This is a genomic window from Bacillus luti (genome assembly GCF_009739945.1).
GTDB lineage: Bacteria > Bacillota > Bacilli > Bacillales > Bacillaceae_G > Bacillus_A > Bacillus_A luti.
On record NZ_CP040336.1, the window covers coordinates 348,132 to 373,015 of the forward strand.

Consider the following 24,884-nt stretch of genomic DNA (forward strand, 5'->3'; position numbering starts at 1 on the left):
TTATCATTTTTCACGTCCAATCGAAGGTTTTGGAGGAGAAATGGAAAGTTCGGATTATTTCTTGTTTCGAGTGGTCAGACGTTCAACGTTAATGAAGAGTTAAATGGAGGATTTTATTAATGAAGTTTGTTATGTTTCTTGTAGGATTACTCGTTGTATTTGTACTCGGTTTTCTTATAAGTGCCGATCGAAAGAAGATTAAGTACAAACCAATCGCAATTATGCTTGTTATTCAGCTAGCATTATCTTATTTCTTATTAAATACGCAAGTCGGTTATATTTTAGTAAAAGGAATTTCAGATGGATTTGGCGCACTTCTTGCATATGCGGAAGCTGGAATCGTTTTCGTATTTGGCGGTCTTGTTAATAAAGGAGAGGTTTCATTCTTCTTAACAGCATTATTACCAATCGTATTCTTTGCCGTTTTAATCGGAATTCTGCAACACTTTAAAATTTTACCGATATTTATTCGTGCTATTGGTACGTTGTTAAGTAAGGTAAATGGCTTAGGGAAATTAGAATCATATAACGCAGTAGCGGCTGCCATTGTTGGACAAGCAGAAGTATTTATTACAGTAAAAGACCAATTAAGTAAAATCCCAAAACATCGTTTATATACATTATGTGCATCTTCCATGTCGACAGTATCGATGTCGATCGTAGGTTCTTATATGAAAATGATCGAACCGAAATATGTAGTAACAGCACTTGTATTAAATTTATTTAGTGGTTTCATTATTATTCATATTATTAATCCATACGATATTACAGAAGAAGAAGATACATTACAGTTAGAAAATAAGAAGAAGCAATCATTCTTTGAAATGCTAAGTGAATATATTATGCTTGGTTTCACGATTGCAATTACAGTAGCGGCAATGTTACTTGGTTTCGTAGCATTAATTACAGCAATCAATAGCTTGTTTGATTCAGTTTTCGGTATTACATTCCAAGCTATTTTAGGATACATTTTCTCACCATTAGCATTCGTAATGGGTATCCCGCAAGCAGAGATGGTAACAGCGGGACAAATTATGGCAACAAAATTAGTATCAAACGAGTTTGTTGCGATGCTTGATCTTGGAAAAGTAGCTGGTGATTTATCAGCTCGTACAGTAGGTATTCTTTCTGTATTCCTTGTATCATTTGCGAACTTCTCATCTATCGGAATTATCGCAGGAGCAACGAAAGGTATCGATGAAAATCAATCGAATGTTGTATCATCATTCGGTTTACGTCTTGTGTACGGAGCAACATTAGTAAGTATTTTATCAGCGATTATCGTTGGTGTTATGTTATAAAAAAGGTAGCCCTAGCTCATAGCTAGGGCTGTTTTTTATGGTAAATTTTCATGAAAAAACCAATTATTTAGGAATATATTAACATATAAAAATCTTTTAAAATTTATATTGCATTTCGATTAGATAACGCTTACAATTTGATTTGTAGGTGGTATCAATTTCAGACTTTCAAATATGGTAGGAGAGAAGAGGCTACCTTTTATAAATTGCAATTTATGTAAACGCTTACTGATTTTAGATAACAGTTGAATAGTATTTAGGGGTTTTAAATTTTTTTAACATCAATGGTCAGACGTCATTCGTTATACGTTATACGACCGATAACTCGTGGGAGAAGTGGAGGATTCACATATGAAAATAGTAATGTTTCTAGTCGGTTTACTTGTAGTGTTTGTACTAGGTTTCCTTATCAGTTCAGATCGTAAGAAGATTAAATATAAACCAATTGCACTTATGCTTGTCATTCAATTGGTACTTGCTTATTTCTTACTAAATACAAAGATCGGATTTGTATTAGTAAAAGGGATTGCAGATGGGTTTGGCGCTATTTTAAAATTTGCGGAAGCAGGGGTTAATTTCGTATTTGGTGGTCTAGCAAATGATGGACAAGCACCATTCTTCTTAACAGTATTATTACCAATTATTTTCTTAGCAGTACTAATTGGGATCTTACAACATATTAAAGTTTTACCGATTATCATTCGTGCAGTCGGTTTCCTATTAAGTAAAATTAACGGTTTAGGAAAACTAGAATCATATAATGCGGTAGCAGCTGCAATTGTTGGTCAAGGGGAAGTATTCATTACAGTAAAAGATCAACTAAGCAAATTACCGAAAAATCGTTTATACACACTTTGTGCATCTTCAATGTCAACAGTATCGATGTCAATCGTAGGTTCTTATATGAAAATGATTGATCCAAAATATGTAGTAACAGCACTTGTACTAAACTTATTCAGTGGATTCATTATCGTTCATATCATTAATCCATATGAAGTAAAAGAAGAAGACGATATTTTAGAATTGCAAGAAGATAAGAAGCAAACATTCTTTGAAATGTTAGGCGAATATATTATGCTTGGTTTCTCTATCGCTGTAACAGTAGCGGCGATGTTAATCGGTTTCGTAGCATTAATTACAGCAATTAACGGTGTATTCGATTCAATTTTCGGAATCACATTCCAAAGTATTTTAGGGTATGTCTTCTCACCATTAGCATTCGTAATGGGTATTCCAACATCAGAGATGCTAACAGCAGGACAAATTATGGCAACGAAATTAGTAACGAACGAATTCGTTGCAATGCTTGACCTTGGTAAAGTAGCTGGCGATTTATCAGCTCGTACAGTAGGTATTTTATCTATCTTCCTTGTATCATTTGCGAACTTCTCATCTATCGGAATTATCGCAGGGGCAACGAAGAGTATCGATGGCAAACAAGCAAACGTTGTATCATCATTCGGACTAAAACTTGTATACGGTGCAACGTTAGTAAGTATATTATCAGCGATTATCGTTGGGGTTATGCTTTAATAAATTAAGAAAAAGCAATGAGCGCGGGCTCATTGCTTTTTTTGTTATTCAGCTGGAGCCGTGAATGTACGTTTCTCCAATTCAGCGTCTAGCATAAATAATGCGTTTGAATCGCTTGTAATACGTTTTAATTTTTGGATGATGCTATCAAATGAAGCTTCTTCTTCTACTTGCTCATCGACGAACCATTTTAAGAATGTAATTGTTGCGTGTTCACGCTCATCCCAAGCGATATCGGATAGGTTGTAAATACGCTTCGTTACTTCACGCTCGTGCTCAAGTGCTACTTCAAAAGCGTTTAATACAGATTCATATTCGTTATTCGGATTATCAAATCCAGTAATAATAGCACGCTCACCACGGTCATTAATGTAGTTATAAAGCTTCATTGCGTGGAAACGTTCTTCTTCAGCTTGTACAAGGAAAAAGTTAGCGAATCCATCGTAGCTTTCCGCTGTGCAGTAAGCAGCCATTGCCATATAAGCGTGGGCAGAGTAAAATTCAAAGTTCATTTGTTCATTTAATGCGTCGTGCAATTTTTTTGATAACATAAAATCCCCCTTATTATTGTGACAAGGATATTATACCATAATTGATAATATTCTCATTTGGATGTCTCGAACCTTTTCGAAAGCTTTGTGACGTGTGCGTCCATAATGTCTTGCATATCTAAATCATATTTTTGTGAAAGAATAATAAGGTTAGATAGTACATCACCGAGTTCTTCTTTTAGCTCTTGTTTTAGTTCTTCTTCCGTTTTCGCGTCTTCATCAGGACGATCACGACCGATTTCAATAGCGCGAACGACGCGTGAAACTTCTCCAACTTCCTCGGTTAAGAAATTTAAGCGAATAAAGGCATTATACTGTGACCAGCTTCGTTTTTCGTAAAATTCCTCAACCCATCTTTGAAATGCAACGATATCCAATTCTTCCTCATCTCCTCAATATGTTGTACAATGTCAATTGTATCATGACAATATATAGTTTTGGGGTGTAGGAATGAGAAAGATTTGTGTGTTTGCAGGTTCCAATTTAGGGGAGAGACCAGAGTTTAAAGAACAGGCAATAGCGTTAGGGAAAATGTTTGTTGAGAACGATTATGAGCTTGTATACGGTGGTTCATGCGTGGGATTAATGGGTGAAGTAGCAAACGAAGTTCTTCGTTTAGGTGGACGTGTAACAGGTGTTATGCCGCGCGGTCTATTCCGAGGAGAAATTGTACATACAGGATTAACAGAACTAATTGAAGTAGAAACGATGCATGAGCGTAAAGCGAAAATGGCAGAACTTGCGGATGCTTTCATTGCATTACCAGGTGGATATGGAACATTTGAAGAGCTATTTGAAGTAGTATGTTGGTCACAAATTGGCATACATAATAAGCCAGTTGGTTTATTAAATATTAAAGACTTCTATGGACCAATCCTGCAAATGGTGGAACGTGCAGCGGAAGAAGGATTTATGAACCCATCAAATAAAGACTTGATCGTTTCAGCTGAGACGGCAGATAAACTAATTCATGAAATACAAAATTATGAGCGCCCTGTTTTAGGGACGAAGTGGAAACAGCTATCATAATACAATTTTATAGAGGTTTTTGGAAACACATGTCATTTTATCTCGCTTTAATGGGCAGTAAGACCCCCACCTCAAAATTCAGCGAAAGCAAAGAAGTTAGGCGAGGGATCAACTGCCCATAAAAATCCGATTGGTGAGGGCTAATAATCAGTGGGGATGAAGAAAATCCCCACTGATTAAAGTTTCACTTTATCTTGAAAAGGCATGTGTTTTTAATTTGGTTAAATATGTTAATATTGAGATGTAATGTTTTTTGGAGAAGGAGAAACAGATGGAGGAGTTTGTGTATTTACGTCCTGTTTTTAAAAGTATTTTAGCGGCATCTATCCTTGTTATGCTAATTGTTTTAAGACAGAAGAAAGAGCTAATTAATGAATTTTCGCTTTGGTTTATTTCGATATTGTGTATCGGTGTTTCGGCGATAACACTCTTTATGATTGGTTTTATCGTTGATGAGTATAATCTAGCCGGAGATGTACAGAGCTTTAATATGTTTATTGCAATTGGTTGTATTAGCGGTTTGAATTTCATTATTTATTATAGACGACAATAAAAAGAAGGCATTCCATATTACTTTGGAATGCCTTTATCATTTGGATTACTTTGTTTTTTATACAGGTACCAGCCACCCCAGCCGCCACCAATCGCTACAACCACGAGGAAAGCATAGTCTTTAACCTCGACACGTATATTGAAAATATTAGCTATAAGTAAGACAATCCCAACTGTTATTAACGCAAAAAATGCTCTAATTAAGTAGTCTTTCAACTGAACCACTCCCGCCATTTAAGTAGTAAATGATGAATATGGAAAAGCTTTTTGGATCTATTTTACTAAAGGGTGTTTCCTATATTTTAACATAAACGGCATTGTAATATATCGATAAAAGTAGAGGAGAGGGGGGCTATTATTGTCGTGATTTGTCGGTAAGTCGATATATTGGAAAAATCGCTGATATAAATTTCATGTACCAGCATGGCGGCCATTTCATAGAAAAAAAGCGACTCTGAGCAAGCCGCTTCCGCTTTAAAATCTATTATTGATTCAAGAACGCACGTAGCATCCAAGCGTGTTTTTCTAGTTCTGTGTAGATGCCTAATAGTAGATCAGATGTCATTTCGTCGTCAGAGTTTTGAGCGATTTCCATGCCTTTTTTCAGTTCGACTAGCATCATTTCATAGTCTTTCATGATTGCTTCGACCATCCCTTCTGCAGTTTCTCCGTATGCTGCTTCTTGAATAGAAGATAGTTCTAAGTATTCTTTCATTGTTGCTACTGGTTTACCGCCAATTGCTAAAATGCGTTCTGCAATTTCATCGATGTGAGTAGCTGATTCTGTGTAAAGTTCTTCAAATTTCTCATGTAATGTGAAGAATTGAGGTCCTTTTACGTACCAGTGGAAGTTGTGTAGTTTTGTGAATAAAACGCTCCAGTCTGCTACTTGTTTGTTTAATACTTCGATTACTTGTTTGTTCATTATGATCAATCTCCTTTTGAGTTGTTATGTGATATCAATTACTAATTTATAATCATTATAATCTAGTAATCTATATAAATCAACCCTTTTGCTGGAATTATTTTGAACAAATTATGAACGGTTGTAAATAAAAGGCCCTATTACGGTGAAGTAATAGGGCCTTTGTTTAATATATAGCTCTTGTTATAAACGATTCGCTTCCGCTTTTTATTATATCCAGCTCCGGTGACTAGAATAGTCGGTCATTTCGCGCCTTCCTGTTCTGAGCAAGTCACCGGAGCTTTAAATGATATCCAGCTCCGGTGACTAGAACAGTCGGTCATTTCGCGCCTTCCTGTTCTGAGCAAGTCACCGGAGCTTTAAATGATATCCAGCTCCAGCGGCTAGAATCTCCGGTCATTTCGCTCTCTCGCTCGAAGTAAAAAGCGCTTCAAGGTCGAGAGCTCCAATGTCCTGCGATTCTGAACGAGCCGCTTCCGCTTTTAATTATTAAACAGCCTTTTGTTTTTCTTCTACATCCTGTCCATCCCAGCACTCTGTATTCTGTAAGCCAGGGATAGAACTTGCAACGAAAACTGGGTCTTTACCTTGTTTCCTTTGTTTCAAATAGTCTACTAAAGCTGAGTAGGCAAATTTGCTAAGGAATGAGATAGCAATTAAGTTTGTGAATACCATTAATCCCATGAATAAATCAGCTAGGCTCCAAACAGTTTGAAGGGCAGCGATAGATCCGAAGAATACCATTCCGACAACTGCAACGCGATAGATCATTAACCATGTCTTACTTTCTTTAATGAATGCGATATTTGTTTCGCCATAATAGTAGTTTCCTAGTAAGGAACTGAAAGCGAATAGGAAAATAATAATCGCTAAGAAAGTGCTTGCCCACGATCCGATTTGTGAACTTAGTGCTTGTTGTGTTAATTCAATTCCTTGTAAGTTTGATCCTTTGTAAAGTCCAGAACACAATACGATAAATGCTGTTGATGTACATACTAAGAATGTATCTACGAAAACACCTAATGCTTGAACAAGTCCTTGTTTTACAGGGTGAGATACATCTGATGTTGCAGCTGCGTTAGGAGAGCTACCCATACCTGCTTCTGTTGCGAATAAACCGCGCTGAATTCCGAACTTGATTGCTGCACCAATACCACCAGCGATTGCTTGGTCTAAACCGAATGCGCCATTAAATATTTCCATGAAAATGCTTGGTAACATATTGAAGTTTTTAATAACGACAAAAACAGCCACACCAATATAAACAATTGCCATTGGAGGAACAATCATTTCTGTAATACGTGAAATGCTTTTAATACCTCCAAAAATAATAACTGCAACTAATACAGCTAATAGAGCTCCTACAATCGTTCGCTCGAGTCCAAATGCGTTTTCAAACGCTATTGTTACTGTATTTGCTTGCACTGAATTAAAAATTAATCCGTACGTAACTGTAATAAGGAGGGAGAACCAAACACCCATCCAGCGTTTGTTTAATCCTTTTTCCATGTAATATGCTGGACCGCCACGGAACCTGCTTCCATCTTTTACTTTATAAATTTGCGCAAGTGTACATTCTACGAAACTAGTAGCTGCGCCAATAATTGCGATAAACCACATCCAAAATATTGCGCCAGGTCCACCCATTGAAATTGCTAAAGCGACACCAGCTAAGTTCCCGATACCGATACGTGCTGCTGCACTTAAGCAAAATGCTTGGAACGGGGAGATGCTATCTTTTTTCTTTTCTTTTCGATTAAACCCTTTACTAATTAAACTGACCATCTCACCGAAATGAGTAATTTGGACAAATTTTAATTTAAAAGAGAAATAAAGACCGAAGCCGATTAGCATTGCAATAAGAATATATGACCATAAAATATTATTCGTTACCTCAAGGAATCTGCTAAAGATATCAACCATATAATACACTTCCTTTTTTTCGTAATAAGAAAATTATATGCAAAAAATATACTGGAATCAATTTTTCTAAAAAATCATGTTACTTAAATGTATTTTGTGTTATGATTATGTTACATCGTAATATTTTTAGAATTATTTACATTTTAAAAAACTAAATTTAAAGCGAGAAAGAGGGGATAATTTGAAAGAAGAAACTTTATTGAAAGTAAGCCTTAAAAGTTTGAAAATGAGAAGTAATATATTTTTTATCATTACATCTGTAAGTATCTTTTTAGGAGCCACTTATTATTACAATAAAAGATTTCCAAATCACAGGTATCCTGAATGGTTAGAGTTTCTAAAGTTGATTGGATGAACAAAAGACAGACAAACAGAAAATTCAAATAAAAATAGTTGTGGAGGAGCTAAACATGAATATTAGAGAAAGTGAACTTCCGGGTATTGGTTATAAATTTCAAGTTGTTACGAAAGGTAATGAAAAAATGGTGATTGTGATTCATGATGATGGGCGTAGAGAAATGTATCATTTTGATTCAGACCATGAAGAAAGTATTTCTAGTATTTCACTGCGTGATTCAGAGGCAAGACAAATTGCAGCGATATTAGGTGGAATGGTATATAAGCCTAGAGCGTTAGAAAATGTTGAGATGGTCTTTGAAGGTTTAGCGATTGAGTGGTTCAAAGTGGAGAATGCAGCTCCAGCAATTGGAAAAACAATTGGTAATCTTGAAATAAGAAAGACATATAGCGTAACGATAATAGCTGTTATGAAAAAGAATATGAAAAAGCTATTTAACCCAGGTCCAGAAACGGTAATTGAAGAAGGCGATATGCTCGTAGTTTCTGGTGAAAGAGAAGAAATTAAAAAAATTATTAATGAGTTACTTTCGAATAGGGGGACTGACTAGATGGATACGTTAATTTTTGAAGTTGGTACAGCTTTAGTTTTAGTAGCAATTGCGGCGGTGATTGCTGGAAAATTTAAATTCTCAGTAATTCCTTTTCTCATTGTTCTTGGCATGTTAGTAGGACCGCATGCACCGACAATAGGTGTTATCGATCTCAAATTTATTGAAAGTGCAAGTGTGATATCCTTCCTTGGACGGATTGGGGTTTTATTCCTTCTATTCTATCTAGGATTAGAATTTTCGATGAAAAAACTAATTAAATCTGGACGTTCTATTGCGATTGGCGGAACGATATATATTTTGATTAACTTTTCACTTGGATTATTATACGGATTTATAATGGGCTTCCCGTTACTTGAAATCTTAATTATTGCGGGTATTATTACGATTTCTTCTAGCGCTATTGTTGCTAAAGTATTAGTGGATTTAAGAAGAACTGGTAATAATGAAACCGAATTAATTTTAGGAATTATTATGTTTGAAGATATATTCCTTGCTGTGTATTTATCAGTAGTTTCGGGCCTAGTACTTGGGGATCATGCTTCGTTCTTAGGTGCCCTTACTTCAATTGGAATCGCTTTAGGATACATGCTTCTATTCTTTATTGTGGCTAGAAAAGCTACTCCATTATTAAATAAATTACTCAACATTAGTTCAGATGAAATCTTTATTATTGTAGTATTTGCTTCATTATTCTTTATTGCAGGTTTCTCAGAAACGATTCACGTTGCAGAAGCAATCGGAGCACTTCTTTTAGGATTAGTTTTCTCTGAGACAGAGCATAGTGATCGAATTGAGCATCTTGTTGTTCCATTTAGAGATTTCTTCGGAGCCATTTTCTTCTTCAGTTTCGGATTAAGTATCGATCCGTTCTCATTAGGAGGAGCAATATGGTTGACGTTAGGCGCAGTCCTTCTTACGATAATTGGTAATTTTGTAGCAGGAATGATTGCAGGAAGACAAGCCGGATTATCTCATAAAGCTTCAACAAATATTGGATTAACAATCGTTTCAAGAGGAGAGTTCTCTATTATTATGGCCAATATTGGAATAGCGGGTGGTTTAATGTCAGTACTAAAACCATTCTCAGCGCTATACGTGCTTATACTATCCATCTTAGGTCCACTTCTGACGAAAGAGTCAAAGAATGTATATAAATTCTTAAATAAAATATTTAAGTGGGATACGAAGACTAATTAAATTAAAAAAATAAAAGTACAAGATATTTCCTGCTTGTACTTTTATTTTTGCAATGAAAACAGTAAAGAGAGGTATATGATGTTAGGAGAGTTGATTCATTCCGTTTTAGTTTTTCTAGAAGGACTTGGTTATTGGGGAATTATGCTTGGATTAATGCTAGAGGTTATCCCGAGTGAAATCGTATTGTCTTATGCAGGTTATTTAGTATCAACAGGAAGCATTACGTTTTGGGGCGCTGTCGCGTTCGGTACAATTGGTGGTGTAATCGCACAATTATTCATTTATTGGATCGGTCGATACGGAGGAAGACCTGTTCTTGAGCGATATGGAAAATATATTTTGATCCAGAAGAAACATATTGATTATGCTGAAGATTGGTTTAATCGTTACGGAACTGGGGTTATCTTTACCGCACGTTTTATTCCAGTTGTGCGTCATGCCATTTCCATACCAGCAGGTATTGCGAAAATGTCACATGCAAAGTTTATTACGTTAACCACACTAGCTGTTATTCCTTGGTCAATTGTGTTTGTATATTTAGGATTTAAGTTAGGATCAGAGTGGGAAAGTATTAATAAAGTAGCTGGTCCTTATGTTAAATATTTTGCAATTGCTGCTATTGTTTGCGCAATCGGTTATTTTGTACTAAAAAAAATGATGAAAAAAAAGTAATTATGGAAAAGAACCTATACTGATATAGGTTCTTTTTATTGGCGTTTCTCAAAGTATGACAGAGTATGTTTAATATTCACCATATTGTGGCATATATATAGAAAAAGAAGGCTTGGAAAGGGGAATAAAGAGAAATGGAACTCCAGTTTCAAAATGTATATCAACAGGCGGAGAATTGGTATGTGTTGGATTCGGAGCTTCCTTGGGATGTCAAAAAGCTAAGAGAGGATTTGTTTTCTCTTATTGAAACATGTAAAACGCCAGTTATTTTTTGTGATACATGTGATGCAAATGATGTACTTCTATCATTAGGAGAAGAGGAAGAAGAGTTTCTATTCCCAGTAGGTGGTTTTTATCATAAAGAAAAACAATTAATTTTCGTTTGTATGTGGGAAGGATATGAGCAAGTGCTTAAGACACTACTGCATGAATTTCGCCATGCGATGCAGCATAAGAGAGAAGTATTGTATGTGGGAAGTGAATCGTACGAAGAGAGATGGATCGAGAAAGATGCGAGGGCATTCGCGGAGAGGAAATTAGATGAGTATAAAAATAGAAAAGTGATGTAAAGCATAGTGGAGAATTAGCGCTGTGCTTTCTTTAGTACTTACTAAAAATAAGCATTTGACTTTTATAAAGTTTAGTCCTAAACTAATATTACGAAACGAGCGAGGTGATAGAATGAAAACAGAAGATAGACTAGGGCTACTATTATGGTTTCGTTTATCACGCTTTTATAATAAGAGCATTCTTGAGAAGAATCAGCACTTGAAAGAATGGGATGTATCTGCCGCTCAGTTTGATGTGCTAGCTCAAGTTGGAGGACATGATCGCTTAACACAGCAAGAGCTGGGAAATAAGCTGTTTGTTACGAAAGGAAATGTCACGCAACTTCTAAATAAGATGGAGCAGCTGGAGTGGATTCATCGTGAACAAGAAGGTACTACGAAATATATTTCGCTAACAGAAAAGGGACGAGCTTTATATGGGGAAATCGTACCCCCTCAAGAAACGTTCCAAGCGGGGCAATTTCGAAATTTGAATATAGAAGAACAACATCAATTACTACAATTACTAAAAAAATTACAGTGATAAAAATTTTGAAATAAGTCTCGATTTCGAGATAATATGGGGTGAAGGATATGTTTAGAAAAGTTGATCATAAAAATATGGGAAGAGCAAATCACGGTTGGTTAAATACACATTTTCATTTTTCCTTTGCTAATTACTATAATCCGGATAACATGAATTTTGGAGCATTACGTGTAATTAATGATGATTTAGTAGCAACGCAAACTGGTTTTGATATGCATCCGCACCGCGATATGGAGATTATTTCTTATGTTGTAGATGGTGCTTTAACACATGAAGATAGCATGGGGAACCGCGGAACAATTGAGCGTGGACATGTTCAATATATGAGTGCTGGTACAGGTGTATTTCATAGTGAGCATAATTTAGGAAATGAAACACTACGTTTATTACAAATTTGGATTCTACCAGACCGTGCGGATCATAAACCAAACTATGGTGAGTTTAAATTTGATTGGAGCAAGCGTGAAAACGAATGGTTTCACATGGTATCGCCATTAGAAGGAGATGCACAAATTCGAATCCACCAAGATGCGAATTTGTACTCTTTATCATTAGAGGCAGGAAAAGAAATTCATTTTCCTGTGAAAGAAGGCCGTCAATTGTACCTTGTACAAATTGAAGGAAGTAGTGTTATAAATGGTGAGATACTTGTTATGCGTGATGCGGCAGAAGCAGTAGAAGAAGATATTCATATTCAAGCGAAAGAGCAATCGCACTACTTAGCAATTGAATTGAAAAAGTAATAAAACGTTTATAGAAAAGAGGACATCCGATAGATGTCCTCTTTTTTTGAGTGGAATTGTCAGAAAAAACTTTCTCAAATTTTTGATAAAGGTATCGACTTGAAAAACAAGAATTGTATAAAAGTGTCAAAAATCTTTATGGGAATGGGGAATGTTATAGTGAAAAAGCAAGTCATTTCATCAGCATTAGCGTTAACTGTTATAGCCGGGGGATTTGGAACATTTGGAGCAACGACAACGAAAGCGGAAGAACAAAAAATTCAATATCATCAAGAGTTCAAAACACCTGCATACATAGGTGAAGAATGGAAAGCACCGGAAGGACTAGATAAAAAAGAGACGGTCTTTCAATATTTAGAGAGTAAGAAGGATATGTTTAAATTAGCAGGAAACATTGATAAACACTTCAATGTTGTTGGGGAAGAAAAAGATGCTGAATCTGGTACAACACATGTGAAGTTAGTTGAAAAATATAATAACATTCCTGTGTATGGTTCAGATCAAACTGTTACGCTAGATAAAGAGAATAATGTAAAAGCATTCTTCGGACAGGTTATTCCGAATTTAGAGGATAAAAATATTCCTGCATTTGCAAAGATTAGTGCAGAACAAGCAGAAACAATTGCAAAGGCAGATATTGAAAAAGAAGTTGGTAAAGTAAAGAATTATGATGGTGTGAAAAAAGATTTATTTGTGTATGAAAAAGATGGAAATTATTATCTTGCATATTTAGTGAAAGCGTCGATTTCAAAGCCAGCTCCAGGATATTGGCATTATTTTGTTGATGCGACAAATGGAAATGTGATTGAGAAATATAATGCTGTAGATAACATTACAGGATTTGGTTACGGCGTATTAGGAAATAGACAATCATTTGAAGTTGCTCAAAATGAGAAAACAGGTGCATTCCATTTATTCGATGGGAAGCGTGGACAAGGTGTTCATACATTTGATGCAGAAAATATGGATGAAAACTGGTTTAATATATTCTCACAATGGTTCGGATATACAGGTGTCGAAGTAGAAAGTAAAAATAAGTTCTTTGATGACAAAGCAGCGGTTGATGCACATGTAAATGCAGGAAAAGTATACGATTATTATAAAAAGACGTTTAATCGTAACTCTTTCGATGATAAAGGTGCGAAACTTATTTCCTCTGTTCACGTAGGTGAAAACTGGAATAACGCAGCTTGGAACGGTATTCAGATGATGTATGGTGATGGAGATGGTACAACATTTATTCCATTATCTGCTGGCCTAGATGTTATTGGTCACGAATTAACGCATGCTGTAACTGAGCATACAGCAAATCTTGTTTATCAAAATGAGTCAGGTGCGTTAAATGAATCGTTATCTGATATTATGGGTGTCATGGTTGAGAAGAAGAGCTGGGATTTAGGTGCTGACATTTATACACCTGGAAAACCAGGTGATGCACTTCGTTCTCTGAAAGATCCAGCATCTATTCCAAATCCATTAAAACCAGGTGAAGGTTACCCAGATCACTACAATAAGCGCTACACTGGAACAGCTGATAATGGCGGCGTTCATATTAACAGTAGTATTAACAATAAAGCTGCATATTTAGTATCTGATGGCGGAGAGCATTACGGCGTGAAAGTAACTGGAGTAGGCCGTGAAGCGACAGAAAAAATTTATTACCGTGCTCTTACGAAATATTTAACTGCAAACTCTGACTTTAAGATGATGCGTCAAGCGGCACTTCAGTCAGCTGAAGATTTATATGGTAAAAACTCTAAAGCTGTACAAGCTGTAACGAAAGCTTATGACGCTGTAGGCGTAAAATAATAAGAGAAAAAGACCTGACTTGGTTGTCAGGTCTTTTCTTTATCCCGTTATTTGCCGGTTAGCTCTTACCTTATTTAGTCACGAATACCTAATGCGATTTTCGCCATACGTGACATGCGTTCTTTAGACCATGGCGGATTCCAAACGACATTTACTTCTATTTCATTTACTTCAGGTACATTTGTTGACAATACTTTTTTAACGTCCGATACGATTTGACCAGCCATTGGACAACCGATGGAAGTCATTGTCATTGTAATGACAGCATTATTATTTTCATCCGCAGTAACATCATAAACTAATCCAAGGTTGACAATATCAACACCTAGCTCAGGGTCAATAACAGCCTCTAAGTTTGCAAATAATTTATTTTCAAATGCTTCTTGTGACATAAGGAGCACCTCCTACATATTAATGATATCGATTCTCATTATAACGGAATTGTGTATAATGTGCAGGAAATGAGCTCAAAAAAATATCCCTTTTGGAAGAGGGATATTTTGTGACAAACTATTTGGTTTTAAAATGAGATACGAGTTGATCTAATTCTTCAACTGTTTGTTTCATTTGCCCAGCAGTTACTGTCATCTCATTCATAACAATAACTTTCTGCTCAGCAGATTGTGCTGTTGCGGCAGTTTCACTGGATACTTCATTCGAAATAGAAGCAATGTTATTAAGTGAAGCATTCATTTCTTCAGCGCTTGCAGCCATCTCTTCAGCAGTTGCTGATATATCCTGCATTTGAGTAGATACTGTATTTACTTGTTCAACGATTGCTGTGAAAGAAGTACCAGCTTCACGAATGACATGAATGCCTTCAAATGCTTCAGAGCGACCTTGAGCCATCATAGAGCTAGCAGTTTCTGTATCATTTTGAATTTGATGGAGTAATTTGTTAATATCTGTTGCAGCTGTTTTAGATTGTTCAGCAAGTTTTCGAACTTCATCAGCTACGACAGCAAATCCCTTTCCTTGTTCGCCAGCACGGGCTGCTTCAATAGAAGCATTCAAAGCAAGTAAGTTCGTTTGCTCAGCGATATTAGAAATTGATTGTACAGCTGTATCAATATATTTCGTGTGGGTGATTAGACGTTCGACTACTTCTGACGTAGCATTTACAGCTTCATGAATCGTTGTCATTTGTGAAACTGATTTTTGGATAACCGTGTTTCCATCGTTAGCATGTTCAGATGTAGCGACAGCAAGTTCAGCTACAGATGAAGCAGATTCAGCAATACGCTGAACGCTTACTGCCATATCGTCCATTGCAGTTGAGCTTTCTTCCATACTAGAAGTTTGAGATTGAATACTTGCATTTAAATTGGACATTGAGCTTTGAATTTGTATTGTTGCTTCACGTGATGTATTCGTATTTTCTAACATATTTTCAGAAGCGGTTTGTACTTCCAATGATGTTTTTTGAACACGATAAATGATATGTTGTAGGTTTTCTAACATTTTATTAAAGGATGTTGCAATAGCGCCGATTTCATCATTGCTAGTTACTTGAAGGCGTGCCGTTAAGTCACCTTCTTGAGAGGCTAATTCTTTTAGCTTAATGTCAATTTGCTGAATTGGTTTTACAAGTTTACCAGAGAACCACCATGCAAGAATAATTGCAACGACAATACAAATAACAAGTGATAGGAAGACTGCATATTCAATTCGGAGTGCAGATTGATCAATTTGTTCAATTGATTGTTCACGTAACTTAGCTTGCTCATTACTATAATTTGTGAAATCGCCAATTACTTTATAGACTGTACCATTTTCTGTAGAAGCTACTTGTAAAGCTTCTTCCCACTTCTGCTCTTTTGCTAGAGTGAAAACTTTCTCTTCAATAAATTTTCTCCAAGTAGATCCTAATTCCATTGTATTTTTCACAGATGGAGAAAGATTTGAATTAGAAAGAATTTTATCTTTTGAATCCTCAAGATTTTTACTCATTTCATTAAACTTGTCTAATTCGACTTGATCATGTTGTAGTAAATAACCTCTTAAAGCAGAGAGCTGTACTTGATAAGCGTCCCCGCGCTCTTTTAATTCAGTGGCAAGAGGTGAAATGTCTTCTTGTAGTGCGTCAGCTTTATGTGACTGATCGATAGCGAAGTATAAAATGAAAGCTAAGGCGATGCCAAATAAAGCGCAAATTGTTCCCATCATGAACATAAGTTTTTTTCTAATGCTGACAAAATTCATATGATAAAAAAAGCCTCCTTTGTAAAATCTTAGTATTATAATTAATTGATTTAAAATTGAAAGCAAGCTTTACTCCAGTTGGAATAAAGCTTGCTTCTTTCCTTTAGGAATTATAGCAGACAGAATGAGAGAGAGAAAGAGATATTTTAAAGTAAAAAGAGAGATTGATGGTAGTAAATGTCCTTAAAATGTATACATTTGTATATCCGAAAATTAATAAATAAATATTAAAAATGCTATTGTAATTTGAAATAACATCATGTATACTTCTAATTAGTTGATAACGATTATCAATATCAACTAAAGACATTACTCTTCGTTATGTTGGTCATACCCCTTTTTGACGACGTAAGTCAGAGACAAAATGTTGAAATATCTTGTGTCCTATTCTACAGAATTATGGTAATCTCCAACCTCAACTTATATGCGTGAGCATGCAAAAAGGATCCTATCCGTGAAGGGATCCTTTTTTGCATGTTGTCGCAATTATTGTATATAGGCCTGGCACGCGTTCCTCAATTCCTTCTGGTGCAGTAGAAGGGAAGACCCATCGTTGATGAGATCCGTGTTCTTCAACTAGCTCTTCGACTTTAAAATTTTCCGCGGCGAGTGTTGTAATAATTTCTCCTAACGTCCAGCGGCGTATGTTTGTTTTCGGTACAGATTCTTTCTGCGCTTCTGTAAGAAGAATGCTGTAAGCAACATCATCTTCAATTAATTCTTCATCGAAATAATTTCCACTTGCTTGAAATGATGGATGGTCGACTCCTAATAGTTTTGTATACATGGGATGATAATCGCGAAGGATAAATGTTCCGTCCGTTTTTAATAATTGAGAGATTTTTGTAAAGAGCGGTTTTAAATCTAAAAAGTAATGGAGTACACCAAGTTCTAGTAATACAATATCAAATGATTCAAGGAGGGTTACATCTAGTACATCAGAGACGATGTACTGAATAGAAACTCCGGCAGATTCTGCGAGCTCATTTGCGTATTTTGCATTACTTGCTGAAATATCAACAACCGTTACGTCAGCTCCTAAAAGAGCGAGAGCAACGGCTTTATTACCTTTTGAACCGAGTAAGTTAATAATACGCTTTTCTTTTGGAGAATGTATGTAAGGTAAATAATGAGCTACCTCACGTAAGGGATCTTCCATGATCTTTTTGGCATAATCAGCTGGCGCCCCGTGGCGATTCGTCCATGCTTCATAAGCAGCGGCATTCCAGCTCTTTTCATTCATAGCGCTTAGTTGTTTTTGATTCAATATTATCACTCCTTTTGTGAACGTATAGGTATTCGGCGGGAGGATGAGATTTCCTGTTCTTTTTAAATTTAAATTTGATTTTTCTGTTATTAAGTCGTACAATACGTGTTATATAAAAGCGTTGAAAAGGAAAAGTAGGATGAAAACATTCTTTCCAGAGAGCTTCGGTAGCTGAGAAGAAGCAAGAATATTCATTTGAACAATGGCCTTTGAGCTGCGTCCTGAACTTATCACATGATAATAGTAGGCGGCGACGAGAGTTGGTACTCGTTATCAAAACCACAGTATAAGAGCGTATAGCTCCGTACTTGTTAAGGCTAATTATGTGAGTAATTGGCGAAATAAGGTGGTACCGCGACTGTTTATACAGCCCCGCCCTTATCTTTTTTAAGATAGGGGTGGGGCTTTTTATATTTTAAAGGAGGAATGTAAGATGAGTACTTTTATTGGAGGCGCTTGGCCGTATGCAAATGGTTCGTTACACCTTGGACATATTGCGAGTTTATTACCTGGAGATATTTTAGCACGTTATTACCGGGCAAAAGGTGAGAATGTGTTGTATGTTTCAGGAAGTGATTGTAATGGAACACCAATTGCAATTAGAGCAAAACAAGAAGGAGTGACAGCGAAGGAAATTGCTGATAAGTATCATGAAGAATTTGAGCGATGTTTTCGGAGCCTTGGTTTTACTTATGATTGCTATACACGTACAGATAGCGAGCATCATCATGAAACAGTTCAAAAAGTTTTTTTACGTTTATTAGAGGAAGGCTATATTTATAAAAAAACAGTGGAACAAGCATATTGCGAAACATGTACACAGTTTTTACCAGATCGTTACGTAGAAGGAATTTGTCCTCATTGCCATGAAGCAGCAAGAGGAGATCAATGTGATGCTTGTTCAGCCATTTTAGATCCACTCGATTTGTTAGAAAAGAAATGTAAGTTATGTGGTAGTACGCCATCTGTACAGGAAACAGAGCATTTCTATTTCGCATTGCATACATTTCAGGAGCAAATTAAAGGAGCAGTAGAAATCGCAAAACAAAAAGGAACATGGCGTGACAATGCCATCCAGCTAACAGAAAGATATGTAAAGGAAGGGTTACAAGATAGGGCAGTATCACGTGATTTGCCAATCGGGGTTCCAATTCCAGTAACAGGATACGAAGATAAGAAAATTTACGTATGGATTGAAGCAGTGACAGGATATTATTCGGCGAGTAAACATTGGGCTGAAGAAACAGGAAAAGATGATCAAGAGTTTTGGAATAAAGAAGCGAAAACATATTATGTGCACGGAAAGGATAATATTCCGTTTCATTCTATCATCTGGCCAGCGGTATTACTCGGAATAGGAGAGGACGCAATCCCGCATCATATCGTTTCGAATGAATATTTGACGGTAGAAAAAAGGAAGTTATCGACAAGTAAAAACTGGGCAGTATGGGTGCCTGACATATTAGAACGCTACAATCCAGATTCTATTCGTTACTTTTTAACAGTAAACGCACCAGAAAATCGTGATACTGATTTTTCATGGCGTGAATTCATTTACAGTCATAATAGTGAATTGTTAGGGGCATATGGAAACTTTGTGAACCGGACATTAAAGTTTATTGAAAAATATTATGGTGGTATCCTGCCGAAGGGAAGTATTGATGTAGAGCTGAAAGATAAAGTAGAAGGATTATATAAAAATGTAGGAGAGGCGATTGAGCAAACTAAATTTAAGGTGGCGCTAGAAACAATATTTGATGCAGTACGTTTTGCAAATAAATACTTTGATGAGAGGCAGCCTTGGAAACAAAGAGAAGATGATCCAGTTTCATGTGAAGAAACGATTTATAACTGTGTGTATCTTATCGCTAATTTTGCAAATCTCCTTGAACCGTTTTTACCATTTTCAAGTGAAAGAGTTAGGACTACACTGTCGATTGTTCAACAAACTTGGGGACCTCAAAATACGTTGCCAAGTAGAATTGATAGCGTGCAGCCATTATTTGAACGAATCGATATAAAGCAAATTGAGCATGAGATAGAAAAGCTATATGGAGCGGTAAAGTAAAAGAGAAAAAAGACCTTTCAAATGAAAGGTCTTTTATTATGCAGTAGGATTCTCTTTCTTATCCTTTAAGAAGAAAAGCACAGCAAGGATTACGAGAATAATAGCTGCAATATCATATGTTATTTTGAATATAGTATTAAAGTTTAAGTACTCTACTAAAGGGGTTTTGACTGCCCCAGCATATATGCAAATGGGAATGAGGAGCAAATCGTAAAATTTCTTTTCTTTCATATATCTTATTAGGAAGAAGATACACATAATGGCAAAAAAGGCTACGCTTAAAATAGTCATTTATACCTCCAAATAGATTTGAAATTATACCACATTGTAACTTTATTTCCATTTATATTCAAGTTGATATTTTTAAGCACTATGCACGCGATTACTTTTCTTTCCTTTCCTAGCCGTAAGCAGCTGAGGAGTGAAAATCCCAATTAATATAAAAATAATCCCAATCCACTGCATGAGCGTTACGACTTCATGTACAAGTGTAATAGAAGCGATAATGGCTGTTGGTAATTCAGCTGCTCCTAATATTGTACCAAGCCCTGTTCCAACTTTCGGTACACCGATTGAAAAACAAATGACAGGTACAACAACGCCAAAAAGTCCGAGGAAGAAAGCATATTTCCATAGACCAGCTTGCAGGGCACCATCCGTTAAAAAGGTTGGCGGGAAGAATAGGCATACGATAAGAGTAGCGCTTGTTGTCATGAGAAAGCTTTTCGTATAAGGCGGAACATCTGTAGCAACGCGCCCGCTTGCAAAAACATAGAATGAAAAAGAGACAGCAGCTAATAGTCCAAAGATAATCCCTTTCGTAGAAAAACTTTGTCCGAGGCCATCAAAGATTCCACCTGCAAACAATGTGCCAGTAAATAAAATAATGATAGATATTACTTTCTCACGGCTTGGAAATGTTCGATTTGCAATTGCCTCGATTACTACACCAATCCAAGTGAATTGGAAGAGTAGGACGACAGCGATAGATGCTGGTAGTTCTTCTACAGAAATAGCATAGAAAATACCAGTCATACTCATTGTTGTTCCGACTGTTAGTAATGAAAAGAATTGCTTTTTTGTTACTTTATGACGGGAAAAGAAAAGAACGAGTAGTAGTAGTCCAATCCATCCGAAGACATATTGCCCTCCTAATAGTTGTTGCGCTGAAAAGCCATCAATGAATCCGAGTTTGAAAATAGTTGAAAGTACGCCGTAGCTACAAGCGCCGAATAAAACGAGTAATGAATACTTAAATTTTTCCATAAAGATCCTCCTTTTAAATAATAAAAAACGCCCGCTATCCAAAAAGGATAACGGGCGAACGAAACAGAGTAAGACACTCTACAAAATTCCGCCATTCATACGAAGTATGAATTTGGGGTATGAAATTAGAGTTGGTTTTTACATTGCTTTTGGGAATACAATGGAGCATTTTACACCTTGAGATGTGTTTTGTATTCCATAAGGAAACTGATGTTTATCTAATATTTGCTTTACAATATATAACCCAAGACCACTACCTTGTACTAAGCCATGTTTGCTAGGATTTGCGCGATAGAATGGCTCAAATAAATGGGCAAGTTTATCCTCATCGATTTGTGAACCTGTATTTAATACTTCTAATGCGTAACCGTTTGGCTTTTCATAAAGCTTTATATATACATGCTGATGATCAATTGTATAATGAATTGCATTTGAAATAATGTTAAAAATAGCAGTCTGAATAAATTTAGGATCAGCTAGAATTTGTACATCTTGTTTAATGTTAGATTGAACATTTAATTGTTTTACAGATACAAAATAATCTACTTTTTTTATAACATCCTCAATAATAGTAGTTAATGAAATAACTTCTAATTTCGGTTTAAATTGAGGGTTTTGTATTTTGGATAATTCTGACATCTTTTCCGTTAATATGTTAATATCTTGCATCATTTCGTAGGAGCGTTGTAAATACTTATCTCTATCTTTATAAGCTCCGATTCCGTGAATCATGCCATCTAGTTGTCCCATAACGGCTGCGATTGGTGTTTTTAATTCATGGGATACCATTGACATAAATTCTTTACGAGATTGTTCTAATTGTTGTTCCTTTTTGAGCTCATTTCTTAAATCTTGATTACTTTCATGTAAATTCTTCACAATATTTGGTATTTGTGAAGCGGCTACTTGCAAATTAACATCTGTTTGATCTGGATTTTTGTTAATTAGCTTTTTATCTGAGAAATCAAGATTCATAATATCTTTTAATGCATCGCTCATATATTGAAAAGGTTTGGCAATTAATTTTGCATAAATTAAAGATCCGAGTAGAGATAATGCAAGCATTGTCGCGCCAATACGCGGAGCTAATTGTTGCAGAGCATCTGCTAAACTTGGATTATCTTGTGTATCATTTGTTTTACTTGCTGCATTTTGTTTATGTAAGGCATCATTGTTAGCGACTTGCTTTTCCGCTTCTGTAAGTGGAGCAGTTGTGCTATTTTTCCCCGAAATGTTTTGTTCATGATCTTTTGCTTTTACAGTTTGGCTAGGCTGCAAAAGGTGATTGATAGCTGTAGAGAGTGTTTTATAGTCTATACTAGAAGGTTGAAAATTAAAAATGTTACCCTCTGACACAGCTTTATTTTGATTCGTTTTATCTTTCTCGTTTTGTTTGTCTGGATCCGCAAGTTCTGTAGTCTGCGTTCCATTTGCAAAACGTTCTTTATCGTAGTTTGAAGCTAGAAAATAAATAATTTGATAAAGACAAAATGATAAAAGAATACAAAATAATAAGGTTTTGATGAAAATATTTTTGGTGATGTTGTCTTTGCTACGATTCGATTTTGTAGCCAATGCCTTTCACCGTTTTAATATAAGGAATCCCTAATTTTTTTCGTAGGTTTTTAATATGTGTATCGATAACTCTTACATCACCATAATGTTCATAGCCCCATACCTTATTCAACAAATCACTTCTTGATAATACTTTTCCTCGATTTTGCAGTAAAGTATATATAATTTCAAACTCTTTTGTAGTCAATTCAATTTGATTACCATGAACGTAAGCGGCGTATGCTGTAGAATTTAACATCAATTCATGGAAGTGTAGTATTGTTGCAGTCTCTGCTTCCTTCGTTGCTGCCCTTCTTAATACAGCTTCTACACGCTTAATAAATACAGTGTAATGGAACGGTTTCGTAATATAGTCATCAATACCTAATTCAAATCCTTTAATTTCACTTTCTTCATTATGTAAACCTGTTAACATAATAATCGGTACATCAGATTGTCCTCGCATAATTTTACAAATACTATAGCCATCTATATCTGGTAACATCACATCAAGGAGGACAAGATCGTATGAATTTTTTTGGAAAAGAAGTATACCTTCTGTTCCAGCGCCAACGACGTCCACGGTAAAGTTTTGTGCCATTAGAAATTCGCGGATCAGTTCTTGTATATCTGGGTTGTCTTCAATCACCAGTATATGCGTCATAGTAACACCTCCTAAATAACGCTTTTTACTGCAATATTCAAATTCATCATTTTTCGAATGACTCAGATTGTTTATACATATAATAAGCCCCCGCTATAAAATGATCATAAAGGTAGCAAGGGGGGTTGTTTATCGTAACTGAATATCTTGGAATTACAGTAGTTCTATTATAGTATGTATTGTAAAATTTATAAAATATTATAACTGTATAATTTTAATATCTATGTTTATCAATGTTTAGATGTTATTTGACACAATCTATTCCCATTATATATGCAAGTATAGTCGTTTCGCTACTGTAAATGAAGAAATAAAATAAGCCAAGATATAAAATTCTTGGCTACACGTAAATCTTGTTCTTAGGTTATTTTACAGTGACAGTAGCTTGCTCTGGAATACGCTCAAATAACCAGCGTACATCATTGTTATACATGCGTATACAGCCAAGTGTTGTCGCCTTTCCAATTGCTTGATTGTTATTAGTTCCATGGATTGCATAAGTAGTTCCGTAAGTACCTGCCATATTTAATCCAAGCCAGCGATCACCAAGTGGATTACGTGGATCTCCACCTTTAATCTTTCCAGTATAGTAGGGACGATTTTTAATTTTATTTACAATCTTAAAAGTGCCTTTTGGAGTTGGCGTTGCAGCTTTTCCAGTCGCAACAGTAAAACTTTTTACAAACTTTCCATTTTGATAAAAGTCCATTTTCTTTGAGTTTGTGTCTACAATAAGCTGATTGTTCGTTGATGATGCCTCAGCAGAAATATGTGGTACTGATAAAAAAACTACTGATAATAAAATGCTTAATAATAATTTTTTCATTATATTCTCCTTTTACTATTGTAGTAGTGTTACATACAATGAATTTGTAATCCTCGTAATGCTTGATTTACATTCTCATCTAATGTTTCAAAGAAGGTAGTAATCTTTGCATTGTGTTTGTTGTTTTTATCAATTAGTAATCTTTCATTTAGCAAAAGCTCACCATGTAATCCAAAACTTTGAACTTGAATATGTAGTTCATCTTCAGTTTCAGAAATGATCGGTAAGAAATAGTGAAAAGCTTTCGTTGGAATGATGTAGCTTTTGCCAACCATGCTCTCTTGATTTGAATTAATCCATTTTCTCGTGACAATCTTAATATTCTTTTTTGAAACGATAAAAGACAGCGTTGTAGATTTTGTTAAACTTACGTCAAACTCATTTGTTTCACATATGTGTAAATTAAAAACGGTTTCATTTTGATGAGATTCAACATTTGTGTTAATAAAATCGTGCATTTTATAAGCTTCCATTTCTTATTCACCCTTTTTTCAATTTCGAAAAGCGACTTATATTTATTCAATTTCCTGTTTACTCATATATTAGTTAAATTTTTCAACAAATTCCGATATAATCTTACAATACGTATATGAAGCTAATATGAAGTTAGTATGAGTTTGTAGTGGTTTTTTATTGAGAACAAAATAAAGGGAATTAGAGTGTTAAAAAATGGATAAAAAATGTATATTTTTAGGTGGATTAGCTGTTATTTCTCCTTGAAAAAATAATTTATCCCGCATTAACGGGCAGTAAGACCCCCACCTCAAAATTCAGCGAAAGCGAAGAAGTTAGGTGA

At 35.6% G+C, this 24,884-nt stretch carries 26 protein-coding genes and 1 other annotated feature; of the genes, 12 read left to right on the forward strand and 14 right to left on the reverse strand.

Annotated features, from left to right (window positions below):
• Positions 1-119: 119 nt before the first annotated feature.
• Together EUC40_RS01695 and EUC40_RS01700 are read left to right on the forward strand one after the other, a co-directional pair.
• Positions 120-1,301 carry a NupC/NupG family nucleoside CNT transporter gene (locus EUC40_RS01695; RefSeq protein WP_071712747.1) on the forward strand — a complete coding sequence of 394 codons (1,182 nt, stop codon included), beginning with the start codon at positions 120-122 and terminating at the stop codon, positions 1,299-1,301.
• Positions 1,302-1,652: 351 nt separating this feature from the next.
• A complete protein-coding gene (locus EUC40_RS01700; RefSeq protein ID WP_000706845.1) occupies positions 1,653-2,834 on the forward strand; it encodes a NupC/NupG family nucleoside CNT transporter in 1,182 nt (393 codons plus the stop codon).
• A gap of 44 nt (positions 2,835-2,878) precedes the next feature.
• On the opposite strand, the gene EUC40_RS01705 is transcribed toward EUC40_RS01700, so the two are convergent.
• Positions 2,879-3,385, reverse strand: coding sequence for a ferritin (locus tag EUC40_RS01705; protein WP_029440617.1), 507 nt, complete (start codon positions 3,383-3,385; stop codon positions 2,879-2,881).
• A gap of 53 nt (positions 3,386-3,438) precedes the next feature.
• Positions 3,439-3,762, reverse strand: coding sequence for a MazG nucleotide pyrophosphohydrolase domain-containing protein (locus EUC40_RS01710; protein ID WP_071712746.1), 324 nt, complete (start codon positions 3,760-3,762; stop codon positions 3,439-3,441).
• 73 nt (positions 3,763-3,835) lie between these two features.
• Between EUC40_RS01710 and EUC40_RS01715 the strand changes: the two genes are divergently transcribed.
• Positions 3,836-4,414, forward strand: a complete 579-nt coding sequence (locus EUC40_RS01715; protein ID WP_156573354.1) for an LOG family protein — start codon at positions 3,836-3,838, stop codon at positions 4,412-4,414.
• A 271-nt stretch (positions 4,415-4,685) separates the two neighbouring features.
• Positions 4,686-4,967, forward strand: a complete 282-nt coding sequence (locus EUC40_RS01720; RefSeq protein WP_156573356.1) for a hypothetical protein — start codon at positions 4,686-4,688, stop codon at positions 4,965-4,967.
• 17 nt (positions 4,968-4,984) lie between these two features.
• Here EUC40_RS01720 and EUC40_RS01725 read toward each other — a convergent pair whose 3' ends face one another.
• The 3 genes from EUC40_RS01725 to EUC40_RS01735 form a co-directional block, all read right to left on the reverse strand.
• A complete protein-coding gene (locus tag EUC40_RS01725) occupies positions 4,985-5,182 on the reverse strand; it encodes a hypothetical protein (RefSeq protein ID WP_156573358.1) in 198 nt (65 codons plus the stop codon).
• Between the two features lie 268 nt (positions 5,183-5,450).
• Positions 5,451-5,891 (reverse strand): Dps family protein, encoded by a 441-nt coding sequence (locus tag EUC40_RS01730; RefSeq protein WP_001041897.1) that lies wholly within the window; start codon positions 5,889-5,891, stop codon positions 5,451-5,453.
• Positions 5,892-6,380: 489 nt separating this feature from the next.
• Positions 6,381-7,814 carry an alanine/glycine:cation symporter family protein gene (locus tag EUC40_RS01735; protein ID WP_156573361.1) on the reverse strand — a complete coding sequence of 478 codons (1,434 nt, stop codon included), beginning with the start codon at positions 7,812-7,814 and terminating at the stop codon, positions 6,381-6,383.
• 410 nt (positions 7,815-8,224) lie between these two features.
• Between EUC40_RS01735 and EUC40_RS01740 the strand changes: the two genes are divergently transcribed.
• The 7 genes from EUC40_RS01740 to nprB all read left to right on the forward strand — a co-directional run bounded on the left by EUC40_RS01740 (position 8,225) and on the right by nprB (position 14,241).
• Positions 8,225-8,722 carry a cation:proton antiporter regulatory subunit gene (locus EUC40_RS01740; RefSeq protein ID WP_001026084.1) on the forward strand — a complete coding sequence of 166 codons (498 nt, stop codon included), beginning with the start codon at positions 8,225-8,227 and terminating at the stop codon, positions 8,720-8,722.
• A complete protein-coding gene (locus EUC40_RS01745) occupies positions 8,723-9,922 on the forward strand; it encodes a cation:proton antiporter (protein ID WP_000380223.1) in 1,200 nt (399 codons plus the stop codon).
• Positions 9,923-10,000: 78 nt separating this feature from the next.
• Positions 10,001-10,594: an undecaprenyl phosphate transporter UptA gene (uptA, locus tag EUC40_RS01750; protein ID WP_000900209.1), complete on the forward strand. Its 594-nt coding sequence runs from the start codon at positions 10,001-10,003 to the stop codon at positions 10,592-10,594.
• 134 nt (positions 10,595-10,728) lie between these two features.
• Entirely contained in the window at positions 10,729-11,163 is a 435-nt protein-coding gene (locus EUC40_RS01755; protein WP_000422787.1) for a DUF3920 family protein, read from the forward strand.
• A gap of 112 nt (positions 11,164-11,275) precedes the next feature.
• A complete protein-coding gene (locus EUC40_RS01760) occupies positions 11,276-11,686 on the forward strand; it encodes a MarR family winged helix-turn-helix transcriptional regulator (protein WP_156573363.1) in 411 nt (136 codons plus the stop codon).
• A gap of 50 nt (positions 11,687-11,736) precedes the next feature.
• Complete coding sequence (locus tag EUC40_RS01765) at positions 11,737-12,432, forward strand: pirin family protein (protein WP_156573365.1); 696 nt, start codon at positions 11,737-11,739, stop codon at positions 12,430-12,432.
• Positions 12,433-12,591: 159 nt separating this feature from the next.
• Positions 12,592-14,241, forward strand: coding sequence for a neutral protease NprB (gene nprB, locus EUC40_RS01770; protein ID WP_156573367.1), 1,650 nt, complete (start codon positions 12,592-12,594; stop codon positions 14,239-14,241).
• A 74-nt stretch (positions 14,242-14,315) separates the two neighbouring features.
• Here nprB and EUC40_RS01775 read toward each other — a convergent pair whose 3' ends face one another.
• The 3 genes from EUC40_RS01775 to EUC40_RS01785 form a co-directional block, all read right to left on the reverse strand.
• A complete protein-coding gene (locus EUC40_RS01775) occupies positions 14,316-14,633 on the reverse strand; it encodes a metal-sulfur cluster assembly factor (protein WP_000076418.1) in 318 nt (105 codons plus the stop codon).
• Between the two features lie 118 nt (positions 14,634-14,751).
• Positions 14,752-16,443: a methyl-accepting chemotaxis protein gene (locus EUC40_RS01780; RefSeq protein ID WP_156573369.1), complete on the reverse strand. Its 1,692-nt coding sequence runs from the start codon at positions 16,441-16,443 to the stop codon at positions 14,752-14,754.
• Positions 16,444-16,891: 448 nt separating this feature from the next.
• On the reverse strand, positions 16,892-17,710 hold the full coding sequence (locus EUC40_RS01785) for a class I SAM-dependent methyltransferase (protein ID WP_156573371.1): 819 nt from the start codon (positions 17,708-17,710) through the stop codon (positions 16,892-16,894).
• A gap of 112 nt (positions 17,711-17,822) precedes the next feature.
• Positions 17,823-18,093, forward strand: a binding site (T-box leader).
• Positions 18,094-18,143: 50 nt separating this feature from the next.
• Here EUC40_RS01785 and metG point away from each other — a divergent pair.
• Positions 18,144-19,778, forward strand: a complete 1,635-nt coding sequence (metG, locus tag EUC40_RS01790) for a methionine--tRNA ligase (RefSeq protein WP_156573373.1) — start codon at positions 18,144-18,146, stop codon at positions 19,776-19,778.
• Positions 19,779-19,814: 36 nt separating this feature from the next.
• On the opposite strand, the gene EUC40_RS01795 is transcribed toward metG, so the two are convergent.
• The 6 genes from EUC40_RS01795 to EUC40_RS01820 all read right to left on the reverse strand — a co-directional run bounded on the left by EUC40_RS01795 (position 19,815) and on the right by EUC40_RS01820 (position 24,561).
• Positions 19,815-20,069 carry a hypothetical protein gene (locus EUC40_RS01795; RefSeq protein ID WP_156573375.1) on the reverse strand — a complete coding sequence of 85 codons (255 nt, stop codon included), beginning with the start codon at positions 20,067-20,069 and terminating at the stop codon, positions 19,815-19,817.
• A 72-nt stretch (positions 20,070-20,141) separates the two neighbouring features.
• Positions 20,142-21,044: an EamA family transporter gene (locus EUC40_RS01800; protein WP_156573377.1), complete on the reverse strand. Its 903-nt coding sequence runs from the start codon at positions 21,042-21,044 to the stop codon at positions 20,142-20,144.
• A gap of 138 nt (positions 21,045-21,182) precedes the next feature.
• Positions 21,183-22,619 (reverse strand): sensor histidine kinase, encoded by a 1,437-nt coding sequence (locus EUC40_RS01805; RefSeq protein ID WP_156573379.1) that lies wholly within the window; start codon positions 22,617-22,619, stop codon positions 21,183-21,185.
• Complete coding sequence (locus EUC40_RS01810; RefSeq protein ID WP_000148837.1) at positions 22,597-23,262, reverse strand: response regulator transcription factor; 666 nt, start codon at positions 23,260-23,262, stop codon at positions 22,597-22,599. The genes EUC40_RS01805 and EUC40_RS01810 overlap by 23 nt, the downstream gene beginning before the upstream one ends.
• 364 nt (positions 23,263-23,626) lie before the next feature.
• On the reverse strand, positions 23,627-24,088 hold the full coding sequence (locus tag EUC40_RS01815) for a L,D-transpeptidase (RefSeq protein WP_156573381.1): 462 nt from the start codon (positions 24,086-24,088) through the stop codon (positions 23,627-23,629).
• Positions 24,089-24,117: 29 nt separating this feature from the next.
• A complete protein-coding gene (locus EUC40_RS01820) occupies positions 24,118-24,561 on the reverse strand; it encodes a DUF3978 domain-containing protein (RefSeq protein ID WP_156573383.1) in 444 nt (147 codons plus the stop codon).
• Between the last annotated feature and the right edge of the window lie 323 nt (positions 24,562-24,884).

Coding starts and splice junctions, on each gene's coding strand:
- EUC40_RS01815 (WP_156573381.1), bottom strand. CDS start 24,088: ATGAAAAAATTATTATTAAGCATTTTATTATCAGTAGTTTTTTTATCA.
- EUC40_RS01695 (WP_071712747.1), top strand. CDS start 120: ATGAAGTTTGTTATGTTTCTTGTAGGATTACTCGTTGTATTTGTACTC.
- EUC40_RS01800 (WP_156573377.1), bottom strand. CDS start 21,044: ATGGAAAAATTTAAGTATTCATTACTCGTTTTATTCGGCGCTTGTAGC.
- EUC40_RS01760 (WP_156573363.1), top strand. CDS start 11,276: ATGAAAACAGAAGATAGACTAGGGCTACTATTATGGTTTCGTTTATCA.
- EUC40_RS01715 (WP_156573354.1), top strand. CDS start 3,836: ATGAGAAAGATTTGTGTGTTTGCAGGTTCCAATTTAGGGGAGAGACCA.
- EUC40_RS01735 (WP_156573361.1), bottom strand. CDS start 7,814: ATGGTTGATATCTTTAGCAGATTCCTTGAGGTAACGAATAATATTTTA.
- EUC40_RS01755 (WP_000422787.1), top strand. CDS start 10,729: ATGGAACTCCAGTTTCAAAATGTATATCAACAGGCGGAGAATTGGTAT.
- EUC40_RS01775 (WP_000076418.1), bottom strand. CDS start 14,633: ATGTCACAAGAAGCATTTGAAAATAAATTATTTGCAAACTTAGAGGCT.
- EUC40_RS01765 (WP_156573365.1), top strand. CDS start 11,737: ATGTTTAGAAAAGTTGATCATAAAAATATGGGAAGAGCAAATCACGGT.
- EUC40_RS01820 (WP_156573383.1), bottom strand. CDS start 24,561: ATGGAAGCTTATAAAATGCACGATTTTATTAACACAAATGTTGAATCT.
- EUC40_RS01720 (WP_156573356.1), top strand. CDS start 4,686: ATGGAGGAGTTTGTGTATTTACGTCCTGTTTTTAAAAGTATTTTAGCG.
- EUC40_RS01780 (WP_156573369.1), bottom strand. CDS start 16,443: ATGAATTTTGTCAGCATTAGAAAAAAACTTATGTTCATGATGGGAACA.
- EUC40_RS01810 (WP_000148837.1), bottom strand. CDS start 23,262: ATGACGCATATACTGGTGATTGAAGACAACCCAGATATACAAGAACTG.
- EUC40_RS01740 (WP_001026084.1), top strand. CDS start 8,225: ATGAATATTAGAGAAAGTGAACTTCCGGGTATTGGTTATAAATTTCAA.
- EUC40_RS01700 (WP_000706845.1), top strand. CDS start 1,653: ATGAAAATAGTAATGTTTCTAGTCGGTTTACTTGTAGTGTTTGTACTA.
- uptA (WP_000900209.1), top strand. CDS start 10,001: ATGTTAGGAGAGTTGATTCATTCCGTTTTAGTTTTTCTAGAAGGACTT.
- EUC40_RS01795 (WP_156573375.1), bottom strand. CDS start 20,069: ATGACTATTTTAAGCGTAGCCTTTTTTGCCATTATGTGTATCTTCTTC.
- EUC40_RS01745 (WP_000380223.1), top strand. CDS start 8,723: ATGGATACGTTAATTTTTGAAGTTGGTACAGCTTTAGTTTTAGTAGCA.
- metG (WP_156573373.1), top strand. CDS start 18,144: ATGAGTACTTTTATTGGAGGCGCTTGGCCGTATGCAAATGGTTCGTTA.
- EUC40_RS01705 (WP_029440617.1), bottom strand. CDS start 3,385: ATGTTATCAAAAAAATTGCACGACGCATTAAATGAACAAATGAACTTT.
- EUC40_RS01730 (WP_001041897.1), bottom strand. CDS start 5,891: ATGAACAAACAAGTAATCGAAGTATTAAACAAACAAGTAGCAGACTGG.